The organism is Nostoc sp. (assembly GCF_036917675.1).
GTDB lineage: Bacteria > Cyanobacteriota > Cyanobacteriia > Cyanobacteriales > Nostocaceae > Nostoc.
Genome location: NZ_JBALCT010000062.1, coordinates 26,068 through 47,761, shown reverse-complemented (window position 1 = coordinate 47,761; position 21,694 = coordinate 26,068). Strand labels below are relative to the sequence as shown.

Here is a 21,694-nt window from a genome sequence, read left to right as displayed (position 1 = left end):
CATAGAGAGTATTTCCTAAGTTGAGGTGAGCATTTAGATAGTTAGGGTCAATTTGAATAGCTTTACGGTACGCTGCGATCGCCTCATCCAACTTTTCTTGAGCATAGAGAGCAAATCCTAAGTTGTTGTGAGCAACTGCATGCTTAGGATCAATTTGAATAGCTTTACGAAACGCTGCAATCGCCTCATCCAACTTTCCTTGAGCATAGAGAGTATTTCCTAAGTTGACGTGAGCATAGACAAAGTTAGGGTCAATTTGAATAACTTTACGGTACGCTGCGATCGTCTCATCCAACTTTCCTTGAGCATAGAGAGTAATTCCTAAGTTGTAGTGAACAATTGCTCTTTTAGGGTCAATTTGAATAGCTTTACGGTACGCTGCGATCGCCTCATCTAACTTTCCTTGAGCCTTTAGAGTATTTCCTAAGTTGTAGTGAGCATCTAAATAGTGAGGGTCAATTTGAATAGCTTTACGGTACGCGACCATCGCCTTATCCAACTTTCCTTGAGCATAGAGAGCACATCCTAAGTTGTAGTGAACAATTGCTCTTTTAGGGTCAATTTGAATAACTTTACGGTAGGTTGCGATCGCCTCATCCAACTTTCCTTGAGCCAGTAGAGTATTTCCTAAGTCGTAGTGAGCATTTAGATTGTTAGGGTCAATTTGAATAGCTTTATGGTACGCGACCATCGCCTCATCCAACTTTCCTTGAGCCTGTAGAGTATTTCCTAAGTTGACGTGAGCATAGACAAAGTTAGGGTCAATTTGAATAACTTTACGGTACGCTGCGATCGCCTCATCAAACTTTCCTAGCTCATCGAGAGCATTTCCTAGGTTGAAGTGAAAGTGAGCATTTACATAGTGAGGGTCAATTTGAATAGCTTTACGGTACGCTGCGATCGTCTCATCCAACTTTCCTTGAGCCTGTAGAATCATTCCTAAGTTGACGTGAGCATTTAGATCGTTAGGGTCAATTTCAATAGCTTTATGGTACGCGACCATCGCCTCATCCAACTTTCCTTGAGCCTGTAGAGTATTTCCTAAGTTGACGTGAGCATAGACAAAGTTAGGGTCAATTTGAATAACTTTACGGTACGCTGCGATCGCCTCGTCCAACTTTCCTTGAGCATAGAGAGTAACCCCCAAGTTGAGGTGAGCATTTAGATAGTTAGGGTCAAATTGAATAGCTTTACGGTACGCTATGATCGCCCCATCCAACTTTCCTTGAGCATAGAGAGTAATCCCCAAGTTGTAGTGAGTAATTGCATCAATTTGTTGCATCAGTTTCTCCAGATGCTTTGCTTGATATCTAATCTCTGCTTCGTCAAGAAGAGGTTGTTCAAAACGAGTAATATCTTCATCTGTGAGCCCTAAAGACCTGTGCAAATTCTCTAAGTCTTGACGAGCTTGCTGGTTTAAAGGAAATTCTCGTTGAATTGCTTCTGTGAATACCTGCTTGTATTGAGCTAAATTATGTGCTGCGATAAAATCTTGGGCTGCTTTGATGGCTGCTTTTAGTTCTTCTCGACTGTGAACTTTCACCGTCAGCTTCTTGCCGTTGGCTTCCACCGATAGTTCAATTAGTTTACCACCGAGGCGATCGCCCAGAAATCCCATCAACTTTTGAGCATTGACTACATTTACCTGAGCCATTAACAGACCGACCAAAAACCCGCCTAATGCTTTATTGCCTTCTGGTGGGCTGGGATCAAGAACACGACCAACTGCATTTACTTCGTCAATTTGCTTGAGTTCAGTAATTAGCCGTTGAACCTGCTCGTCCCTTTCTTCCGCTTCCAAGTCGGGGTCGGTGAAGGCGATCGTAAACTTAATGCTATTTGCGGTCATACTGCACTAATTAGGGTTTGGTCAGTTTTATTATCTACTGACAATTATCACAGCTGTATCAGTAAAAACCTCATGCCTTAATTAACAGAACGAACAGTTGTACAAATCTTCACAGAAGACATACTTATCTTTTCGGTTACAACTCCGACAAACAATACTAGAGAGTTGCGAGGATGTGAGCAACGTGGAAAAGCTATGCACAGAGGAAGGCGTATAAAGAATTAAATTATATTTAGCTTGGTCTTAACTAAAGGAATAATGTCAATTTTTCCGATGTTTACGGTGATAATCAGATTCTCTCAAATTAACTTGGCACAATGCGATCGCAGATCAATTACGTCCTATTGAGTCAGTATATTTGTGGGTAAAGATAGAATGCGATCACCTAGCTTACTGGAGTCTAGACTAAATTGTAGGGTTGGTTGAGATGAAACGAGAGAGTTTAATTGCCTGAAAGTCTTAGAATGAGGACTATATAGCCCTTAGTGTTCATTGGTTTTCTCTGAGTTAAGAGTTAGGAGTTCTAAGTGGGAACAATATATTTAGGGAAATTGGGCATTGGGAAGAATCCAGTCCCCAATCCTCACTCCCTACTCCCAACTCCCCACTCCCCGCACCGCATGAGAGAAAAAATTGACGCCTTAACACAAAATCTAGCTCTTACCATCGTTGGCAAAACTGAGGCAATACGCTTAGTACTAGTAGCATTGCTAGGTGGTGGTCATGCCCTCCTAGAAGATGTCCCTGGTGTTGGTAAAACCCTGCTCGCTAAATCCCTAGCTCGTTCAGTGGATGGCAAGTTTCAACGGCTACAATGCACTCCCGATTTATTGCCAACTGACATCACTGGCACGAACATTTGGAACCCAAAAAGCGGCGAATTTACTTTTCTTCCTGGGCCAGTCTTTGCTAATGTGCTGTTAACTGACGAAATCAACCGCGCTACACCCCGCACTCAGTCAGCTTTACTGGAAGTTATGGAAGAACATCAGGTAACAGTCGATGGTGTCTCTCGTCCAGTTCCCCAGCCCTTCTTTGTGATTGCCACTCAAAACCCGATCGAGTATCAAGGTACTTTTCCCCTGCCGGAAGCGCAAATGGATCGGTTTATGTTGTCGTTGAGTTTGGGCTATCCTTCCGAGGCAGAAGAACTCCTTATGCTGCAAAATCTCCAAAATGGTGTGAAGATTGCTGATTTGCAGCCTTGTATTACCTTGGCAGAAGTACAAGAATTGCGTTACCTCTGTTCTCAAGTAAAAGTGGCAACCTCCCTGCAACAGTACATCCTCGAATTGGTGCGGACAACACGGCAAGATGAGGAAATTGCCCTTGGTGTCAGTCCGCGTGGCACATTAGCATTACAACGGGCTGCCAAAGCGCTAGCTTTTCTATTAGGGCGTGATTATGCCATCCCCGATGATGTGAAATTTCTCGTCCCTCACGTTTTTTGCCATCGCCTTATTCCTAGAGGAGGACGCAATGCAAGAACTGTTGTTGAGCGATTATTGCGATCGATTTCTATTCCTTAAGGTAAAAAAGATATAGGACTCATATTTGATTTCTAAGATACAAGGGTGCGTTACCCTATGTGATATAGCGTTTCCTGATCACATCAGGTACATCATAGCCCCCTCTCGAAGAGCGGGGAGGGGGTTGGGGGTGGGGTTCTTGTACCTCACTCAACTGAGAACCGCTATAACACACCCTACATATACTTAGATTTTTTCACGCAATCAAATCAGATTACTATCAGTGCCAGAAATTATTCAGATTTGGGAAAAGCAATTGAAGAAGCTTTTAATAAAGTGTCTTTAAAAGATATCCAAAGCTGGTTTACTCATTGTTGCTACTGCATCTCAGTAGACTAGGAAATGCTACAGCGTATTCCAGGTAAATGAAGTACACGGGTAGGGGCACAACATGTTGTGCCCCTACGATGATCTGTACCTCACCCAGCTGCAATCTGCTGTATAAGTCCTATTGTTCATTAATTCGCAAGTTGTCGGAAGCGTTCCTGAACTTCTTGAATCGAAAACAAAGTTTCAAACTTTAACCCAGCTGACTGGTACAACTCCCCTCCTCCTTGCTGTCGGTCAACCAGTGAAATTACTTGATTCACCGTATAACCTGCCTCCTTAAGACGCTCAACCGCTTTCAGAGCAGACTGCCCAGTTGTTACCACATCTTCCAAAACTACTACTTTTGCACCTTCTGGTAAACTCGGGCCTTCTATATAAGCTCTTGTCCCATAACCTTTGGCTTCCTTGCGAATAATCAGCGCTGGTATCGGTCGGTTTTCATAAACAGAAACTAGACTCACTGCTGTCACAATTGGGTCAGCACCCAATGTTAAACCACCCACAGCCTCAGTATCTACAGGTAATAAAGGAAACAGCAGCCGTCCAACTGCCAAAGCACCTTGAGGATGGAGTGTTACCTGTGTCTTGTTCACGTAATAAGAACTACGTAGCCCAGAAGAGAGGAGAAAATCACCCTCTTGATAAGCAAGTTGGCAAAATAAATCTAGTAGCTTGTGGCGCAAGGTGGTCAAATCAGCAGTGGTTGCCCAAATATCTGAGTAGGTAAGAGTTTCAGTAGGATACGTCATTACAAAACATTAAAAGTTGTGCTACACCAAAGGTTGAACTCATCAGAGTTCTGAACTTAAGCATAAATTAAGATTGCCTAAAAATTCAGGAGTTAGAAAGGTGCGTATAAAATTAAAAACCCTTGGTGGTTTATTGGTGCTGCTTGCTGCTGGTATTACTTTTCCCTCTGTTGCATCTGCCCAAACGGAAACACCCAATTATGAAACTACGAATGATGTATTTGAACGAGCTTTTTTTAGTCACGATCGCAATTTCTACGAAAATGGCAGCCTCAAGCGTCAGCTAGACTCAATTTTAGGAGGTGGTTCCAGTTTCGGTGGTTCCTTCCCAGAAAATGAAATTGCCCACGATGCTGAGTTGGTTAACACTTTATATCATGATGTCCTGACTCAGCAAGTTAGCAACGATCCTTATATTCGCACTCCTGATTTACCAAATCCTTATGACACGTCGCTGATCATGTCTCCCCGTTTGAATAGCAACAAACTCAAAGTCGGAACAGAATTTAGGTTTGAAACTTTGCCACCTCGGTAAGATTGGGAGTGGAGAGACGCGATTAATCGCGTCTGTACGGGAGTGGGGAGCAGGGAGCAGGGAGCAGGGGAGAAGAATTACTAACCAATGCCCCATGCCCAATGCCCAATGCCCTCTATTAATTTTTGATGATTCAGTGCGCCCTGCTGGAATCGAACCAGCCTGAAGGCGAATTATGAGTTCGCTGCCTCCCCAATCGGCCAAAGGCGCTTGTTTTTTGGGTTTCCGGTTCCTACGAGTCAATTATTTCAACTCTTAGGTCAACCTGATTTGCTAATTTTAGAGTCAGGAATATATTTCATGCACTGCGTTTAGCCAATTGCGTAATTATAGCACAAATTTACCCCTTGTGAATACTGGACAATAATTTACCAGATTTTTATACTACATAGTTTAATCATGAAATAGTGCAAACTAATATTGATTAAGTTCCTTTAAGGATTGAGGTCAAAAGCTTCACTATTCTTAAATAGACCAGCATTCTTTTGTGATAGCTTGTCAGCAATGAAAATAAATTCTACTGTACTTCTTACTTTGATATTGTTAATCCTGATGTTGGGAGCAGGTTCTGTGAGTGCGTTTTTGGGTTTTGAACTAGGGAGTTCAGCACTTAAAGGCGTTACGACACCAGATGGGCGTCCCACAACCAAATTTGCCAGCAATAAGACAAATAGCTCCCAACAGACAGGGCTAGTGCTATTAAAAGAGGAAGAGATCCTGAAAATTGTCAAGGCGCGAATTGAGGGTAAGACCAAGGCGGCTTTATCGGAAAAGCTAGAGGAAGATGATGAAGAAACCAATAGCAGCAAGCAGAAGCCAGAGGAAAAACGCCCACAAGTGGTTGAAGAAAAACTCCAGCCAGGTTTTCCGGTTACTGCCCAGAGTGAGGGTGTAACCATGTCTGTACAATCTGTCCGCTACTCTGGTGGTGATTTGCTACTGAAAGTGAAAATGCAGAACAAAGGTAAAGATTCTGTGCGCTTCCTGTATAGTTTTTTAGATGTTACCGATGATAAAGGACGAACCCTAAGTGCTAGTACAGAGGGTTTACCAACAGAATTGCCTGCAAATGGTCCAACATTTTCCGGTACAGTGAGCATTCCCACAGCTTTACTTGATGATGTCAAGAAGATATCACTGGCTCTCACTGATTATCCCGCTCAACAATTGAAGCTAGAAGCATCGAATATTCCTGTAGAAAGGTAGATTGGGCATTGGGCATTGGGCATTGGGCAATTCAATTTTGGATTTTGGATTTTAAATTTTGGATTAAATTTCAATCTAAAATCCAAAATCTAAAATCTAAAATTCTTGCTCTCCCCACTCCCTATTCCCCTAAATGGAGGGCGTGAGTTTTACACGAGCTTTGGCAGTGAGTGGTTTTCCTAATTTAATTTGGACAGACGTGGCGCTGCGGCTGTTGTCAGTGCTACTGCTGATTGCCATAAATGCCTTTTTTGTGACGGCGGAATTTTCGATGGTGAGCGTGCGGCGATCGCGTATTCACCAGCTAGTTAAGGCTGGGGATATTCCAGCGATCGCTGTGGAGATGCTACAACGTAGTATCGACCGACTGCTATCTACCACCCAGTTAGGCATTACCCTTTCTAGTTTGGCACTGGGATGGATTGGAGAAAGTACGATTGTCGTGCTGGTGAATGCATGGTTAAAATCCTGGCCTTTACCCAGTGCGATGACTACCTTCATCGCTCATTCCCTATCAATTCCCATCGCCTTTTTCTTGATTGCCTATTTGCAAATTGTGATCGGAGAACTATGTCCCAAATCCTTAGCCATGCTGTACTCAGAACAGCTAGCAAGGTTTTTGGGACCTTCGGTAAAAGCGATCGTGCGTTTTTTTGGCCCCTTCATCTGGATTCTCAACCAATCAACTCGTTGCTTATTGCGTATTTTTGGTCTTCAATACACAGGTCAAGGCTGGAGGCCACCCGTAACTCCCGAAGAATTGCAACTGATTATCTCTACAGAATGGGGGTCTACTGGTTTACAGCGTGCAGAGCGAGAATTGCTCAATAATGTCTTTGAGTTTGGGGGTGTCATCGCCCAAGATGTAATGATCCCCCGCACCAGTATTGTCGCGCTGCCAAAAGATGCTACCTTCGGGACATTACTCAAAGAAATGGCTTCTACTGGTTACTCTCGCTATCCCGTGATTGGTGAATCTTTGGACGATGTTCGCGGCATTGTTTATTTTAAAGATTTGGCACAACCTTTAGCTGTAGGAAAACTAAGTTTAGAGACACAGATCCAACCTTGGATGCGTCCCGCCCGGTTTGTTCCAGAACATACGTCCTTGAGTGAACTTTTGCCAATGATGCAGCAAGAGAAACCAGCTATGGTCATGGTAGTGAATGAATTTGGCTCTACTGTGGGACTAGTGACAATCAAAGATGTCATTGCCGAAATCATTGGCGACACCAGCGAACCTGAAAACAGCGACGACTTACTGATTCAGGTGTTAGATGAGCAGAAATTTCTGGTGCAGGCACAGATTAACCTCGATGACCTCAACGAAGTTTTACATCTCAATTTGCCCTTGACAAGAGAATACCAAACACTAGGCGGCTTTTTGCTGTATGAGTTACAGAAAATTCCTGCCAAAGGCGAAACCTTCTGTTATCAAAATCTCGAATTCACTGTGGTGTCAATTATTGGTCCACGCCTACATCAAATTCAACTGCAACGGTTAGAAGAGTTAGGAGTTGAGAGTTAAGAGTTAGGAGTTACAGCAGAATTCGGAATTCAGAATTCAGGAGTCAGAATTCAGAATTAGAATAGTCTCTGTGCCTAGCTTTAAGACTTAGATCGTGTACTTCACTAACTTGAAATCTGCTAGATGAATTTTAACTCCTGTACAGACGCGATTAATCGCGTCTCTCTTCATTCAAGAAGCATACGCCACTGGATCAACGAGTCCCAATTCGCCAAAAGCTGCTAGCCGCAAACGACAAGAATCACACACACCGCAGGCGACATCACCCCCGGCATAGCAAGACCAAGTTAGCTCCCAAGGAACTCCCAATTGATTCCCCAATTGGATGATTTCAGTTTTTTTCAAGTTAATTAGGGGTGCGACAATATTAATTGGTTGTCCCTCACGCCCTTGTTTGGTTCCCAGGCGAAATACTTCCTGCATTGCCTGGATATAGTCAGGGCGACAATCAGGATATCCTGAGTAATCTAGGGCGTTGACGCCGATATAGACACGTTCAGCTGCGATCGCTTCGGCGTAACTAAGAGCAAAGCTTAAAAAGATGGTATTACGAGCCGGAACATAGGTGACAGGAATATTTTGAGACATTTCAGCCAGCGATCGCTCCTGGGGTAAATCAATCGCATCATCGGTAAGTGCTGAACCGCCCCATTGTCGTAAGTCAAAACTAACCACCTGATGTTTTGCGATCGCAGCTTTTTGAGCGACGTTGAGGGCTGACTGTAACTCTTGTCGGTGTCGCTGCTGGTAATCAAAGGAAATAGCATGACATTCACAGCCATCAGCCTTAGCTCTATACAGAATTGTGGAAGAGTCTAATCCCCCAGATAACAAAATTACAGCTTTCATATCCGTTGCAAATTTTGGATTTCAAATCGTCAAACCACACCTTAACAAGATGCCAGGAAGCAATGCTAAAGAGAATTTACACTTAGCTCTTACTGAATTTTTTAAAGTTAATAAAAAGACATATATTTTTTGGCGAAAGTGCAAAATCCAAAGCAAATCCGAACTATCTATACAAAAGATATTTGGATTACGGGAACCGATCACAAACTTTGAAATTCTTCATAAACATAGGCTCTATGTTACCATCTGGATGGTTTTAGACGGATCGTAACTGGCTTTCGAGTATAAACGCCAACGGCCGTAGCGTCTCTAAATTTGGTGGTTGAGGAGAGAATAATAGTGCAAAATAGCATGTCAGTGGCAGAACCGAATCCATATACACAGCGCAACCAGCCACGACCGATCCGCATAGGCGTGATTGGAGTGGGTAACATGGGACAACACCACGCTCGCGTGCTGAGTTCAATGAAAGATGTTGAACTAGTCGGAGTGGCAGATATTAACGTTGAGCGAGGATTAGAAACTGCCAGCAAGTACAAGGTGCGTTTTTTTGAAGATTACTGTGATCTGCTACCCCTTGTGGAAGCAGTTTGTGTCGCTGTTCCCACGCGCTTGCACTATGCGGTGGGCATCAACTGTCTGTTAGCGGGAATTCATGTTTTGATTGAAAAACCGATCGCAGCCAGTATTTCTGAGGCAGAGTCTTTAGTAAATGCCGCAGCAGAGTCTGGGTGTATCCTGCAAGTAGGTCATATTGAGCGTTTTAATCCAGCTTTTAAAGAACTGAGCCAAGTACTGAAAACTGAGGAATTGCTGGCGCTAGAAGCCCATAGGATGAGTCCTTACTCAGATCGGGCAAACGATGTTTCGGTTGTGCTGGATTTAATGATCCATGACATTGACCTACTTTTAGAATTAGCTGCTTCCCCAGTCACAAAATTGACTGCTAGCGGGACTCGCGCCCTAGACTCTGGTTATTTAGATTACGTAACCGCCACCTTGGGGTTTGCCAATGGTATTGTTGCTACTCTGACTGCCAGTAAAGTCACCCACCGGAAAATTCGCCGGATTGTCGCCCATTGCAAAAATTCATTTACTGAGGCAGATTTTCTCAAGAATGAAATTTTGATCCACCGACAAACCACTGCTAATTCTCTCACCGACCACCGACAAGTACTTTACAGGCAAGATGGTGTGATTGAAAAAGTCTACACCAGCAATATTCAACCATTGAGTGCAGAATTAGAACATTTTGTCAACTGTGTACACGGTGGCAATCAACCCTCAGTAGGTGGTGAACAAGCTCTCAAAGCCCTAAGACTGGCAAGTTTGATTGAGCAAATGGCGCTGGAAGATCGAGTTTGGAATCCTTTAGACTGGCAATCGGAGCCAAGAGTACAATCATTGACCCCGACAGCCTAGAAGAAGAGGGTCAGAGGGGACAAGGGGGACAAGGTAATAATTTTCTCCCTTCTCTTTCCCTGCTCCCTCATCTCCTCCACAGCATCAATCTCAGAAAAAAAACCTCAAGTGTGTTTTGAAATTTGCCATCAAATCTTTAGATCCTTCCTAGCCCTTTTAAAAAAGTGACTAAGGGGGATCTAAAAAATTAGAAAACAAAACCTAGTGGTTCATTTTATTAATTTTGTGAGGTTCGTAGTGAGCGATTTATTGCTCAATTTCAAGGGCTTGAGCTATTTCATTAGGGTAGTGTGTCGCAGGCAAAACTCGCTAACGCTACGCGAAGGGAGAAAACCGCGCTAACTCACTACGAACTTTTATAACCCTCGAAATTAATCAAACAGACCCCTAGCTTCCAGTTCTCTGACTCTGTTTCTGAGTTGCGATACCAACTTTGAGTGTAGCCAAATTACCTTGACTTTAGCAAGTGGGGATAATTACCTTTTAAAAAAGCTAAGGCTGAATTTAGCAACAAGACTAGTGCAGTAATTTCAGGAATTGACTCAATGCTTGAATGGATAACTAATACTATCAACTATTTTGGCTATTGGGGAATCGCCCTACTAATGTTCCTAGAAAACCTTTTTCCCCCCATTCCTTCAGAATTGATCATGCCATTGGCTGGATTTACTGCAAGTCCGTATCAACCAGGCGGGGCAAAGCTGAATATCATTGGAGTGTTTTTTGCAGGACTTGTGGGTTCAGTATTGGGCGCACTTATTTGGTATTATCCTGGTAAGTTATTAAGTGAAAGGCGCTTGAAAGCTATAGCTGACAAGTATGGTAAGTGGCTGGCAATATCCAGCAAAGATATTGATAAGGCAACCTGCTGGTTTGACTCTCAAGGTAACAAAGCAGTTTTCATTGGTCGCCTTGTGCCAGGAATCCGTACCTTGATTTCTGTTCCCGCAGGAATCACCAATATGCACTTGCTAGAATTTCTGTTTTATACAACATTAGGTAGCGCTGCTTGGGTTGGTTTGCTAACATACTCAGGATATGCGTTGGGTAGTCAGTATGAACTTGTGGACAAGTACCTTACTCCTGTGTCCAAAATCGTACTTGGTGGTTTGGTTTTAGCATTTGTTTTCTGGGTACTCAAGCGCCAGTTAAGACGCACCAGAAGGTGAAACACGGCCGCTTTTGGTTTGAAAGCAGTGAAAGCAGGGTTACATCTGGCCAAAATTCGCCTACACTATGCCAAATAATACTAGATATACGTTGGCAAAGTCCACCGGAGGTATCGCCAGATAATTTTTGGCGTATTTCTAGCTACACTTGACGCAACCTAGAATTTCTGGTTGCTCGCATTTTTGTAAGATGAGCATGACAACTTTTTACAGTTAAGTTTGAACTAGGAGCTTTCATGACAGACCAACCTTCCGCCGCTACCCCAATGAATGCCGCTGCTATACCCATGAATAGAGTGTCAGCATCGACCCCCATCAATGCTGTTAATCCTGCCATCCCAGTCGCTGGTGGAAAAACTATTCTCAGTGTTGATTTAGGCAGAACTTCCACAAAAACTTGTGTGAGTCGCGAACCAAACAATGTGGTGTTCGTACCTGCCAACGTGAAGCAGATGTCAATAGAACAAGTACGCGGTGGTGTTTTTGAAGCCAGGGCTACTGATCCCTTAATGGATTTATGGCTGGAGTATCAAGGAAATGGATATGCTGTTGGTCAACTAGCAGCAGATTTTGGGGCAAATTTAGGAGTCGGCCAATCTAAGGTAGAAGCTGCACTGGTAAAAGTGTTAGCAAGTGCTGGCTACTTCAAACTCAAAAATGATATCTCAGTCGTACTGGGTCTGCCTTTTCTTTCCTTAGAGCAATTTGAAAAGGAAAAAGCACAGTTGATTAGCCAAGTAGGTGGGCCTCATGTGTTGAACTTCCGAGGCGAATCTGTGTCCCTGAACGTCAGTAAAGTTTGGGTAATGCCAGAAGGCTACGGCAGCCTACTGTGGTCTGAAGCTCAACCTAAGAAAAGTCCTGGTAGTCCCGATTTTACAAAAATATCGGTGGCGATCGTCGATATTGGACATCAAACCGTCGATCTTTTGATGGTAGATAACTTTCGTTTTGCCAGAGGTGCTTCTAAGAGCGAAGACTTTGGGATGAATAAGTTTTATGAATTGGTATCTGCCGAAATTGAGGGAGCAGATAGTCAATCTCTAGCGCTGATTTCTGCTGTTAACAAACCCAGAGGTGAACGCTATTACCGTCCTAAAGGCGCTAGCAAGCCCGCCAACCTAGATGATTTTCTTCCCAACCTCACGGAGATGTTTTCGCGCGAAATCTGTAGCCGTGTGCTAGCCTGGTTGCCAGAACGCGTCACTGATGTGATTCTCACTGGCGGGGGTGGTGAGTTCTTCTGGGACGACGTTCAACGTCTGCTCAAAGAAGCAAAGATTAATGCTCATTTAGCAGCACCTTCACGACAGGCGAATGCTTTGGGGCAGTATATTTATGGAGAGGCACAATTATCCTCCAATCGCGCTGCTAGGGCATAAAGCTGATGTTCCAATGGTCAAAAAAGGTAGTTAAATCCGTCACGTTCAACCCAGAGCTTGCTGATGAAAGCTTGTTAGCGCAAGTAGAAAGTTATTTGGAAAAACAACCAGACAAGACTTTCAGTGACCTCTGTAAAGAAGCCTTGTGGCAGTCTTTATGTGTACCGGAATCTGTACAACCTGCTCCACAAACAGCTGCAATAACACCGATTGATCAACAAATTGGTGAGCTGCAACGTCAAGTGGCTGGACTTGAGGAACGTTTTTTTGCCAAGGGTTCTAATCGTTTGGAGGCGATGGAACACCATCTACTGCAACTTTCTCAACAAGTTGCACAACTGGCGCTCATAGTCAATGATCGATCGTTCATTCCGTCTCCAACTCAATTAGAAGTAGTAAATAATACTTCTTATACTGTTACTACCCCTCCTCAAGAGGTTGACCCCGTAATCAGTCGCCTTAGTCAGTTTCTCGATGATTTTTAAGGAACAATCAGCTTTGTGAGCAGTTTTTGCTCATCTCAAAAATCCTTAATAGTATTAACTATTAAGGATTATTAATGTTTATATATAGAAATATTCGGATTATTTAGATTTGTGTATCTATAAATATGAGCGTGACAAACGAAGTTTCGACGTGGTGAAGTTTTGGGAGGTAAATAAGGCTTTGGGTATTACTCCTTGTGAATTATTGGGAAAACTAGAACCAGTAACCGAAACAGCATATTTTACCCAATAGTAACTGTGAGCAATAACCTAAAAATACCTGATTTTGATGCCAATCTGATCATGTCAGAAGCTGAAAATATCGCTAAAGCTCGTGCTGGGATGTTCTGGAATGATTCTGTAAAAACAGTTTTATCCGTCTGTTGTAATTCGCCTGAATTATTTCCATATTTAAAAGTATGCAATTCTCGCTCAGATTATATTACTAAGTGGTTAAATAAGTATTTTGGAGGTTATAATAATCGACCTTCAAAGCGAACTAGTAAGAAGATAGGTACTGTTTCAGACGAAATTATTGACACAATTATTTCAGTTCGTTTACCTACTCTCAGCACTGACGGCGTTAATCACATAAAGTCTGCTCATCGGCTTTCTATGTCGGCAGAAAATATCTTAGGTCTTCTTTTAGAAGAATATCTTGCCGAAAAATTGTCATTTTATGGTTGGTACTGTGCTTGGGATGAAACTATAAATAAGGTTGATTTTTGCACCAGTAAAGGTGAGCTATTACAAGTTAAAAACCGTAGTAATTCTGAAAATAGTTCGAGCAGTAGTGTCCGTAAAGGAACCATCATTCGGAAATGGCATAGAGTAATGCTCAAAATGGAGCTTACTCTTGGAAAGAACTGAATCAATTAATAGGATGTTCTAATCTTTCCGAAAAAGACTTTGCTGCCTTTGTTAGACAAACTCTCGCTGAAAATCCCGCAGCATTGTATGTAGAAGATAATAAATACTGGCAACAAATTGAGTTATAAAAGTCCTAAAATAATCAATAGGCTAGGAATCTAGTGATTAAATAGTGAAAGCTGTTCAAAGACTGGTATTCCTTTAGGTTTTTCCTGTCTAATTAAACTATGTAAATATTCACCAATAGCTTGAGCTAAGAGTACAGGTACAGCATTACCTATCTGTCCGTACTTAGAGGCTGTTGAACCATAGAAAATCCATGAGTCTGGAAAGGTTTGAATCCTGGCACACTCTCGAACACTTAGAGGTCGCAGTGCCTCTGGATGACACATATCTGTAGCCTTTTGGTAAGGACTTGTGGTGATAGTAGGAGACGGCTTATCCCAACATAACCTTCTGTAAAACCCTACTTTTCCGCCTCCAGATTTATAAGCTCCTCCCATTGCTTCTTCTATCAAGTTGTTAGGTAAATCTCTCCAGTTTTGACCACTTTTTAAAAGCTTTAAATATTGAAGACGGTTTTTTGAGTACGAAGTATACTCCGGTTGTGGATCTTCTAAGTTGATTAGGGCATCTTTAAGAGTGCGCCATTGAGATAATCAAGAGCCATTTTTACTATAAGTAGGTAAAGGGAATGTAGCTGATTCACCATCTCTTGAGCCAATAAAGATTACTCGCGCTCTGTTTTGCGGAACACCGTAATCTGCTGCTTCCATTACTTTATAAATAACTTGATAACCAAGGCGCTTCATTTCTTCTAGAAGAATTTCAAGAGCGCTTCCTTGCATTTCATCTAGTTCCAGAGGAGCATAACCCGTTCCCCGTTCCAGATGAGGTCTATGACGAATAGGAGCCGAGAGTAAACCTTTAACATTTTCCATGACAAAAAAGCGTGGCTGCACTTGTTCAACAATACGTATAAAGTCCATAAACAAGCTGCCACGCGGGTCCATAACTGAACCACGTTTTCCTGCTGTGCTGAAGGGTTGACAAGGCGGACCGCCAGTTACTAAATCTACTTCTCCAATGCGTAGGGGTCTACCAAGGTTAATAACATATCTCCCTTCTTCCAAAAGATTTTGAGCAGTGATATTCTGTATATCTCTTGCTACGGCACTATTTAGGTGAGGTCGGTTGAAAGCTATAGTCTTCGCAGCATCAGGATCTTTCTCAACAACACTTACTACCCGAAAACCTGCCTGTTCTATCCCAATATCTAGTCCACCTGCTCCTGTAAATAAACTGATTGATATTGCCCGATTGTCTATCACTGCTTTTATCCTTACAGCCTTGATAAAATATACGATTTGCTGGAACCCTCAAGTCTGCTTCATGCTAACGATAGATACCTGCAATTCTAATAGTGTAAGCCTTTTGAAACAGTATGTTACAGAGGCGCTATTCTCTTTTAAATCTGGCACGCATAGACGGGCTTATCGTTAAACATTGCACCTCTGCAATGCACAAATTTGCTCACTTTTGTGTTGAATATTATTAGTACATATTATTACTAGATTCTTTTTTTACTTTATACACTGTATGAATGCTAAAATCCTCAAGTAGACAGTTAGGATACTTAGATGCCAGTTGTAGCTAACTCAATCAAGTTTGGTACAGACGGCTGGCGGGGCGTTATTGGTGACGAGTTCACCTTTGAACGCCTAGCCCTGGTCGCGCCAGTTGCCGCAAAAGTATTATATGATACATATTTTTCTCAGGTGGGTAGCCGGACAATAATTGTCGGTTACGATCGCCGATTCATGGCCGAAGACTTTGCTCGTGCTGTCGCCGATACTGTCACCGCTATTGGATTTGATGTGCTGTTGAGCGAGGGCTATGCTCCAACCCCAGCTTATAGTTGGGCAGCAAAACAACTCAATGCTTTAGGGGCGCTGGTAATTACAGCCAGCCATAATCCTGGCATATATTTGGGTTTAAAAGTCAAGGGCTATTTTGGTGGGTCAGTACCGTCAGAAGTCACAAAAGAGATAGAAGCGCAGTTATCGGTTGGAGTAGTACCACTAGCAGTTACCCCAGGCAAGCAAGAGAAATTCGATCCTTGGCCTAGTTATACCCAAGCACTAGAGGGTAAAGTTGATATCGCCAAAATTCGAGAAGCGATCGCCTCTGGCAAATTGACGTTATTTGTCGATGTCATGCATGGCGCTGCTGCTGGCGGATTGGCGAGACTACTAGGCAATCAGGTCAAAGAAATCAACTCAGAACGCGATCCCCTCTTTGGTGGTGGTGCGCCGGAACCTTTGCCTAAATACCTTTCAAAGTTATTTAAAGTCATCAAAACTCACCAAGAAACTGATAAATCAGGTTTAACGGTGGGGTTGGTATTTGATGGAGACTGCGATCGCATTGCAGCTGTGGATGGAGAAGCCAACTTCCTAAGTTCCCAAGTATTAATTCCGATATTAATCGACCATTTAACCCTACGGCGCGGCTTTACTGGTGAAATAGTCAAAACTGTTAGTGGTTCTGACTTGATGCCCCTTGTAGCAGCACTACATAACCTCTCAGTTTTTGAGACAGCAGTTGGTTATAAATACATCGCTGACAGAATGTTAGCAGCAAAAGTGTTGCTGGGTGGCGAAGAGTCGGGAGGAATTGGCTATGGCAGCCATATTCCCGAACGCGATGCACTGCTGTCAGCATTGTACGTCCTAGAGGCGATTGTAGAATCTGGGTTAGATTTAGGTGAGTATTATCGCCAGTTGCAGAAACAAACAGGGTTTACCTCAGCATACGATCGCATTGATTTACCCTTAGCAAGTATGGAAGTGCGATCGCGTCTTTTGCAACAACTGCAAACCCAACCCTTAACAGAAATTGCCGGGTTAGGAGTGATTGATTGCCAAACAATTGACGGCTACAAGTACCGCCTAGCTGATCAAAGTTGGTTAATGATTCGATTTAGCGGTACTGAGCCAGTTTTACGCCTGTACTGCGAAGCCCCGACAATTGAGCAAGTACATGAAACTCTTGCTTGGGCGAAACAGTGGGCGGGGTAAAATTCATTATTAGTCATTAGTCATTTGTCCTTAGTAAATGACCAATGACTAATGACCAATGACTAATGACCAATGACCAATGACCAAATTACTTGTAGTAGCCACAGGAAATCCAGGTAAGTTGCGGGAGATGCAAGCTTACCTGACAAATTCTGGTTGGGAATTAACCCTCAAACCTGAAGAATTGGAAATTGAAGAAACGGGCGAAACTTTTGCCGCGAACGCTTGTCTGAAAGCATCACAAATTGCTAAAGCCACAGGAAACTGGGCAATTGCTGATGATTCGGGCTTGCAAGTAGATGCCCTAAATGGCGCACCAGGGGTATATTCTGCACGTTACGCCAAAACGGACTCAGAACGCATTGCTAGGGTATTGAGGGAATTAGGCAACGAAGTAAATCGCCAAGCTCAATTTGTTTGTGCAGTAGCGATCGCTCGTCCTGATGGTGCGATCGTATTAGAATCTGAAGGTGTTTGTTGTGGCGAAATTCTCTATACACCTCGTGGTAATGATGGTTTCGGCTACGATCCAATTTTTTATGTCCAAGAGTTGCAATTGACCTTTGCTGAGATGACACCGGAGTTGAAGGGTTCAATTAGCCATCGAGGCAAGGCTTTTACAGCTTTACTTCCGCAACTGGAGAGAGTTAGGAATTAGGAGATCGCTGCCACAAATGCGCTGCCTGTTGCCTGCTGGCAATCCCGACAATGGCAATTTCCCATGACGGCTTTACTCTATGATTGGGGTCTTAAACCCTTTTATTTACGATAAACTTGAACCGTTATATTCCTCCATTTGACCCTGCAAAGTTCCTTTAGTGGACTACTAGTCTCCAGTCACATGTCCTGAATTGGGGGTTTTCGCTTCTGATGGCTCAGGCTGAAGTTTTTTATACTTACCTGGATACTTATGTTGAAAATAAGCTTCCAGCACTTGTAAAACCATCGGACCACAGATAGTACCACCATGCTCGCCAGTATTTTCCCCAAATGCCACAACGACAATTTCCGGCTTATTACTAGGGGCATAAGCACCAAACCAAGTATGATTTGGGCGACCACCACCAGCTTCAGCAGTGCCACTCTTTCCAGATGCTGGGGCAATTGTGGGGACGTTCAAGCTCTTACCTGTACCCTCACTCACCACCTTCCGCAGTCCCTCACGGAGAACTTTGATAGTTTCCGGCTTCATATTTAACGATGAGCGCCAACTTTTTGCTTCTTCGTTGTCTTTGAGCAAATGCGGCTGAACTCGATAGCCACCATTAGCAGGCACAGAAAACATAATCGCCGATTGCAGGGGTGTCACTTGCAAAGCGCCTTGACCAATTGACATATTAATGGTATCGCCTACAGTCCAAGGCGTCTTCAAAACTCTCTGTTTCCATGTTTCATCTGGAACCAAACCTTTTGATTCTTCGTTGGGAAATTCAATGCCAGTTTTTTGACCAAACCCGTATTTGCGACTCCATTCGATTAAAGTTGGGCCACCGACTTTTCTACCAACTTGATAGAAGAAAGTATCACTACTCATAGCGATCGCTCTGGGAAATCCTAATGGCCCGAATCCGGCGTGGTTCCACTCACCAAAAGTCACTCCCCCAACATTCAGGGAACCAAAGGTCTGTAATACTGAGTCTGGAGAGAATTTACCCGATTCTAGTCCAGCTGTTGTAGTGACAATTTTGAAAGTACTGGCGGGTGGAAAGGCACTCAGGGTACGATTGATCAAGGGATGCTCTTTACCTTGCACACTTTCCCAATCTTTCTGAGAGAGTTTTTGTTTAGAGAAGATATTTGGATCAAAAGTGGGGTAAGATACCATTGCTAAAACAGCACCATTCTTTGGATCAATTGCCGCGATCGCGCCTCGATTATTTCCCAAAGCTTTTTCTGCTGCCTTTTGCACATCTAAATCTATAGTCAGATGCAAATCGTTACCAGCTTTTGCCTGTTTTTCTCCCAAAACCCGAATTGGTCTACCCGCACCATCTACTTCCACCTGCTGACCGCCCCATTCGCCCCGCAGTATCTTCTCATAAGCCTTTTCCACCCCCATCTGACCGATTACATCTCCCAGTCGGTAGCCTGACTCCTTCTTGTCCTTTAACTGGTCGGCTGTCAACTCCCGCGTATAACCTAGTACATGCGCCAATTCTTTGCCGTGGGGATAATAACGCACAGAATCTGTATTAATTTCCACTTCCGGGAGTTCATTTTTATACTCCTTTAATGCCGTGATTTCTGCTTCATTTAGATCACGAGCAACTCGGATGAGTGAAGAAGAATTAGCACCTGCTTGTTCTAATTTCTTTTCCATCTCATCTTGGGGAATGTTGAGAATTTGCGCTAGACGCGGGCCGACTACAGACCAGGAAGGCTTAGTATGTGCCATCGGCCACAAATATACAGAGCTAGGATAGCGAGTACTGGCTAAAAGCTTGCCATTTCGGTCAAAAATATTGCCCCGTTCCGGTTGTTTGAGAATCATCCGAATTCGGTTCGCTTCCGCTCGTTCCCGGAGTTTTGACCCTTCAACAATTTGCAAATATGCCAAACGAGCCTCAATACCAACGGTCATTAATAGGGTAAATACGATTAAAAATATTGATTGTAAACCACGTCCAACGGTACGTGTATCTTTTTTGCTGCCAAGTGATGGGAACATAAATAATTCAAAGTTCAAAATGAATAAACGCAATCATAACTAGTCTTTTGGCAATTGTTAAGATGTAATTTGAAGACATATTAGCTTCATCAAAGAATGTCTAAGTAGCAGCATAACTGTATAAATTTATGGTAGGGTAATACTCAGTAATGGGTATGAAAGAATCGGGCGAGTATATTCTTGAACAATTGTTTTTGGCGGATACAATAAACCAAAGTGTCAAATCTAGTCTGTCCAATAGACTATTGACAAAATTACGTAAGATCACGGCATTCTACTAAAGATTATGGCTCAAATTGTCATGCAGAATCAGAGGGGGATAACAACTTTTCAGCCACTTGATGTTGAACTGCGTAACGTCTTCAAGTTTTTTAACCAAGAACCAGCAGTACATGGAATCGATTTGGATGTCAGACAAGGAGAATTTTTTAGTATTTTAGGCCCCTCCGGTTGTGGTAAAACAACAATACTGCGCTTAATTGCTGGGTTTGAAATCGCTGACGCTGGCAAGGTGTTGATTCAGGGTCAGTCTATGACTAATGTGCCGCCTTACCGCCGACCCGTCAATACTGTATTTCAAAGTTACGCTTTATTTAACCACCTGAATGTCTGGGATAACATCGCCTTTGGACTGAGGTTAAAAAAAATACCTAAATCGGAAATTGAAGCTAGAGTCCAAGAAGCTTTAAAACTCGTGAAAATGGAAAGTTTACGATCGCGCTTTCCCAATCAACTTTCTGGTGGCCAACAGCAACGTGTCGCCTTAGCCAGGGCTTTAGTCAACCGTCCCACCGTCGTACTACTGGATGAACCTTTAGGGGCGTTAGATTTAAAACTGCGTAAGGAAATGCAGGTTGAGTTATCAAATCTACACAAAGGCTTGGGTGTTACCTTTGTGATGGTGACACACGACCAAGAAGAAGCATTGTGTTTGAGCGATCGCATTGCCGTGATGAACCAAGGCAAAATTGAACAAGTTGGCACTCCCAGCCAAATTTACGAACGTCCCCAGACATCTTTTGTTGCTGATTTTATTGGCGATACTAATTTATTCAGTGGTGATATTGTCGCGGTAGACTCTTCTAATGTGCAAATTTCGACAAAAACGGGACTCTCAATTGTGATTAGCCGCACTGAAGAGACACCATCAGAATTATCACAAGCGGTGGTAGTGAGTGTCCGCCCAGAAAAAATACAGCTTTCCCTTTATCCACCCAATTTGCCAGCTAACTGCTTTGAAGGACGGCTTGTGAATGTTATGTATTTGGGCACACACGTTAATTATGTTGTGGAATTAACAAATGGTATTAGCATCAATGTGTTGCAACCTAATACTTTTGGCGGTTTACCAGACCGCAACACGCCCATCTACGCTTGGTGGGCAGAAAATGATTGTTTAGCTATTAGTCAATAGTTATATATTCAGTAATGGAATAATACCTTGACCCCGTACTAGGAATATAAACCCATGTCAATTTTGAAAAGAGTTCCTTGGGTGTCCCTGGCGCTAGTGCTGCTTAGTTACAGTACTTTGGGCTGGGTAATATCTGAAACACATGCTCCTCGGTTTGTGTGGATAGCAACTGTGATTGCTATTTTGTTGTTAATAGTAACGGTGACTGCTCCTTGGCCGAAGATGACATATTACTACAGTATTTTGCTTAAATCAAATATCAGGTCTTTCGGCGTTGCCGTTTTCGCAGCTTTCTTATTTTTTATCATGACTGCCTGGTTTCAGGTATTTCTTGATACCTTACTGATCATTTCAGCGACTATATTAGTTAGGATTGACTTTCAAAGAGCGGGTCTTAGGGAAGGGCTAGCCTTTTCAACTGCGTCTATCTTTTCATTGGGAGGTTTAGCTTTGGGTGCGCTAATCTACAAGTTAATATATTCCCAAACTCCGCTAACGTGATCAAGTATACCCAAAAAAGCTAGCAATGCCTGGGTTGGGATGCGCCAACGCTTCAGAACCGATATAGCATTTCCCAATAAGAGTGAAGTACATCTCAAAACCTCACCCCCAACACCTCTCCTTATTAA

The 21,694-nt window shown here is 43.0% G+C and carries 19 protein-coding genes, 1 tRNA gene and 1 pseudogene; 14 read left to right on the top strand and 7 right to left on the bottom strand.

Translation table 11 applies throughout. The features are described from left to right. Nucleotides 1-1,849, bottom strand: a 1,849-nt coding sequence (locus tag V7K31_RS23805) for a tetratricopeptide repeat protein (RefSeq protein WP_335097291.1), incomplete at its 3' end; no start/stop codon positions are given. Nucleotides 1,850-2,469: 620 nt separating this feature from the next. Here V7K31_RS23805 and V7K31_RS23800 point away from each other — a divergent pair. Continuing rightward, nucleotides 2,470-3,378 (top strand): AAA family ATPase, encoded by a 909-nt coding sequence (locus V7K31_RS23800; RefSeq protein WP_335097289.1) that lies wholly within the window; start codon nt 2,470-2,472, stop codon nt 3,376-3,378. 458 nt (nt 3,379-3,836) lie between these two features. Here V7K31_RS23800 and pyrE read toward each other — a convergent pair whose 3' ends face one another. After that, nucleotides 3,837-4,457 (bottom strand): orotate phosphoribosyltransferase, encoded by a 621-nt coding sequence (gene pyrE, locus V7K31_RS23795; protein WP_335097288.1) that lies wholly within the window; start codon nt 4,455-4,457, stop codon nt 3,837-3,839. Between the two features lie 100 nt (nt 4,458-4,557). Between pyrE and V7K31_RS23790 the strand changes: the two genes are divergently transcribed. Next, nucleotides 4,558-4,992 (top strand): hypothetical protein, encoded by a 435-nt coding sequence (locus tag V7K31_RS23790; RefSeq protein ID WP_335097287.1) that lies wholly within the window; start codon nt 4,558-4,560, stop codon nt 4,990-4,992. Further along, a complete protein-coding gene (locus tag V7K31_RS23785) occupies nt 4,970-5,158 on the top strand; it encodes a hypothetical protein (protein WP_335097286.1) in 189 nt (62 codons plus the stop codon). The genes V7K31_RS23790 and V7K31_RS23785 overlap by 23 nt, the downstream gene beginning before the upstream one ends. On the opposite strand, the gene V7K31_RS23780 is transcribed toward V7K31_RS23785, so the two are convergent. Continuing rightward, a tRNA-Ile gene (locus V7K31_RS23780) sits at nt 5,130-5,202 on the bottom strand. The two genes, V7K31_RS23785 and V7K31_RS23780, sit on opposite strands and share 29 nt — an antisense overlap. Before the next feature lie 294 nt (nt 5,203-5,496). Between V7K31_RS23780 and V7K31_RS23775 the strand changes: the two genes are divergently transcribed. Next, nucleotides 5,497-6,198 (top strand): hypothetical protein, encoded by a 702-nt coding sequence (locus V7K31_RS23775; protein ID WP_335097285.1) that lies wholly within the window; start codon nt 5,497-5,499, stop codon nt 6,196-6,198. Between the two features lie 133 nt (nt 6,199-6,331). Further along, nucleotides 6,332-7,726, top strand: coding sequence for a hemolysin family protein (locus tag V7K31_RS23770; RefSeq protein WP_335097283.1), 1,395 nt, complete (start codon nt 6,332-6,334; stop codon nt 7,724-7,726). Nucleotides 7,727-7,897: 171 nt separating this feature from the next. On the opposite strand, the gene queC is transcribed toward V7K31_RS23770, so the two are convergent. Further along, a complete protein-coding gene (queC, locus tag V7K31_RS23765; protein ID WP_335097281.1) occupies nt 7,898-8,575 on the bottom strand; it encodes a 7-cyano-7-deazaguanine synthase QueC in 678 nt (225 codons plus the stop codon). A gap of 339 nt (nt 8,576-8,914) precedes the next feature. On the opposite strand from queC, the gene V7K31_RS23760 reads away from it, so the two are divergent. The 5 genes from V7K31_RS23760 to V7K31_RS23740 all read left to right on the top strand — a co-directional run bounded on the left by V7K31_RS23760 (nt 8,915) and on the right by V7K31_RS23740 (nt 13,903). After that, nucleotides 8,915-9,997 carry a Gfo/Idh/MocA family oxidoreductase gene (locus V7K31_RS23760; protein WP_334828576.1) on the top strand — a complete coding sequence of 361 codons (1,083 nt, stop codon included), beginning with the start codon at nt 8,915-8,917 and terminating at the stop codon, nt 9,995-9,997. Nucleotides 9,998-10,542: 545 nt separating this feature from the next. After that, a complete protein-coding gene (locus tag V7K31_RS23755) occupies nt 10,543-11,166 on the top strand; it encodes a DedA family protein (RefSeq protein ID WP_335097279.1) in 624 nt (207 codons plus the stop codon). 236 nt (nt 11,167-11,402) lie between these two features. Then, complete coding sequence (locus V7K31_RS23750) at nt 11,403-12,548, top strand: ParM/StbA family protein (protein WP_335097278.1); 1,146 nt, start codon at nt 11,403-11,405, stop codon at nt 12,546-12,548. Between the two features lie 5 nt (nt 12,549-12,553). Next, nucleotides 12,554-13,033, top strand: coding sequence for a plasmid segregation centromere-binding protein ParR (locus V7K31_RS23745; protein ID WP_335097277.1), 480 nt, complete (start codon nt 12,554-12,556; stop codon nt 13,031-13,033). A 258-nt stretch (nt 13,034-13,291) separates the two neighbouring features. Next, a complete protein-coding gene (locus V7K31_RS23740; protein ID WP_335097275.1) occupies nt 13,292-13,903 on the top strand; it encodes a SinI family restriction endonuclease in 612 nt (203 codons plus the stop codon). 158 nt (nt 13,904-14,061) lie between these two features. Here V7K31_RS23740 and V7K31_RS23735 read toward each other — a convergent pair. After that, a pseudogene (locus tag V7K31_RS23735) lies at nt 14,062-15,234 on the bottom strand (DNA cytosine methyltransferase). Between the two features lie 309 nt (nt 15,235-15,543). On the opposite strand from V7K31_RS23735, the gene V7K31_RS23730 reads away from it, so the two are divergent. Together V7K31_RS23730 and rdgB are read left to right on the top strand one after the other, a co-directional pair. Next, nucleotides 15,544-16,983, top strand: coding sequence for a phosphoglucomutase/phosphomannomutase family protein (locus tag V7K31_RS23730; protein WP_335097273.1), 1,440 nt, complete (start codon nt 15,544-15,546; stop codon nt 16,981-16,983). Nucleotides 16,984-17,062: 79 nt separating this feature from the next. Continuing rightward, nucleotides 17,063-17,641 (top strand): RdgB/HAM1 family non-canonical purine NTP pyrophosphatase, encoded by a 579-nt coding sequence (rdgB, locus tag V7K31_RS23725; RefSeq protein ID WP_335097272.1) that lies wholly within the window; start codon nt 17,063-17,065, stop codon nt 17,639-17,641. Here the strand turns inward: rdgB and V7K31_RS31945 are convergent. Then, complete coding sequence (locus tag V7K31_RS31945; RefSeq protein ID WP_442941361.1) at nt 17,638-17,706, bottom strand: hypothetical protein; 69 nt, start codon at nt 17,704-17,706, stop codon at nt 17,638-17,640. The two genes, rdgB and V7K31_RS31945, sit on opposite strands and share 4 nt — an antisense overlap. A 103-nt stretch (nt 17,707-17,809) precedes the next feature. Further along, nucleotides 17,810-19,651 (bottom strand): penicillin-binding protein 2, encoded by a 1,842-nt coding sequence (gene mrdA / locus V7K31_RS23720; RefSeq protein ID WP_335097270.1) that lies wholly within the window; start codon nt 19,649-19,651, stop codon nt 17,810-17,812. Between the two features lie 286 nt (nt 19,652-19,937). Between mrdA and V7K31_RS23715 the strand changes: the two genes are divergently transcribed. Beyond that, complete coding sequence (locus V7K31_RS23715; RefSeq protein ID WP_335097268.1) at nt 19,938-21,065, top strand: ABC transporter ATP-binding protein; 1,128 nt, start codon at nt 19,938-19,940, stop codon at nt 21,063-21,065. A 54-nt stretch (nt 21,066-21,119) separates the two neighbouring features. Continuing rightward, nucleotides 21,120-21,566 carry a hypothetical protein gene (locus V7K31_RS23710; protein WP_335097266.1) on the top strand — a complete coding sequence of 149 codons (447 nt, stop codon included), beginning with the start codon at nt 21,120-21,122 and terminating at the stop codon, nt 21,564-21,566. Nucleotides 21,567-21,694: the final 128 nt, after the last annotated feature.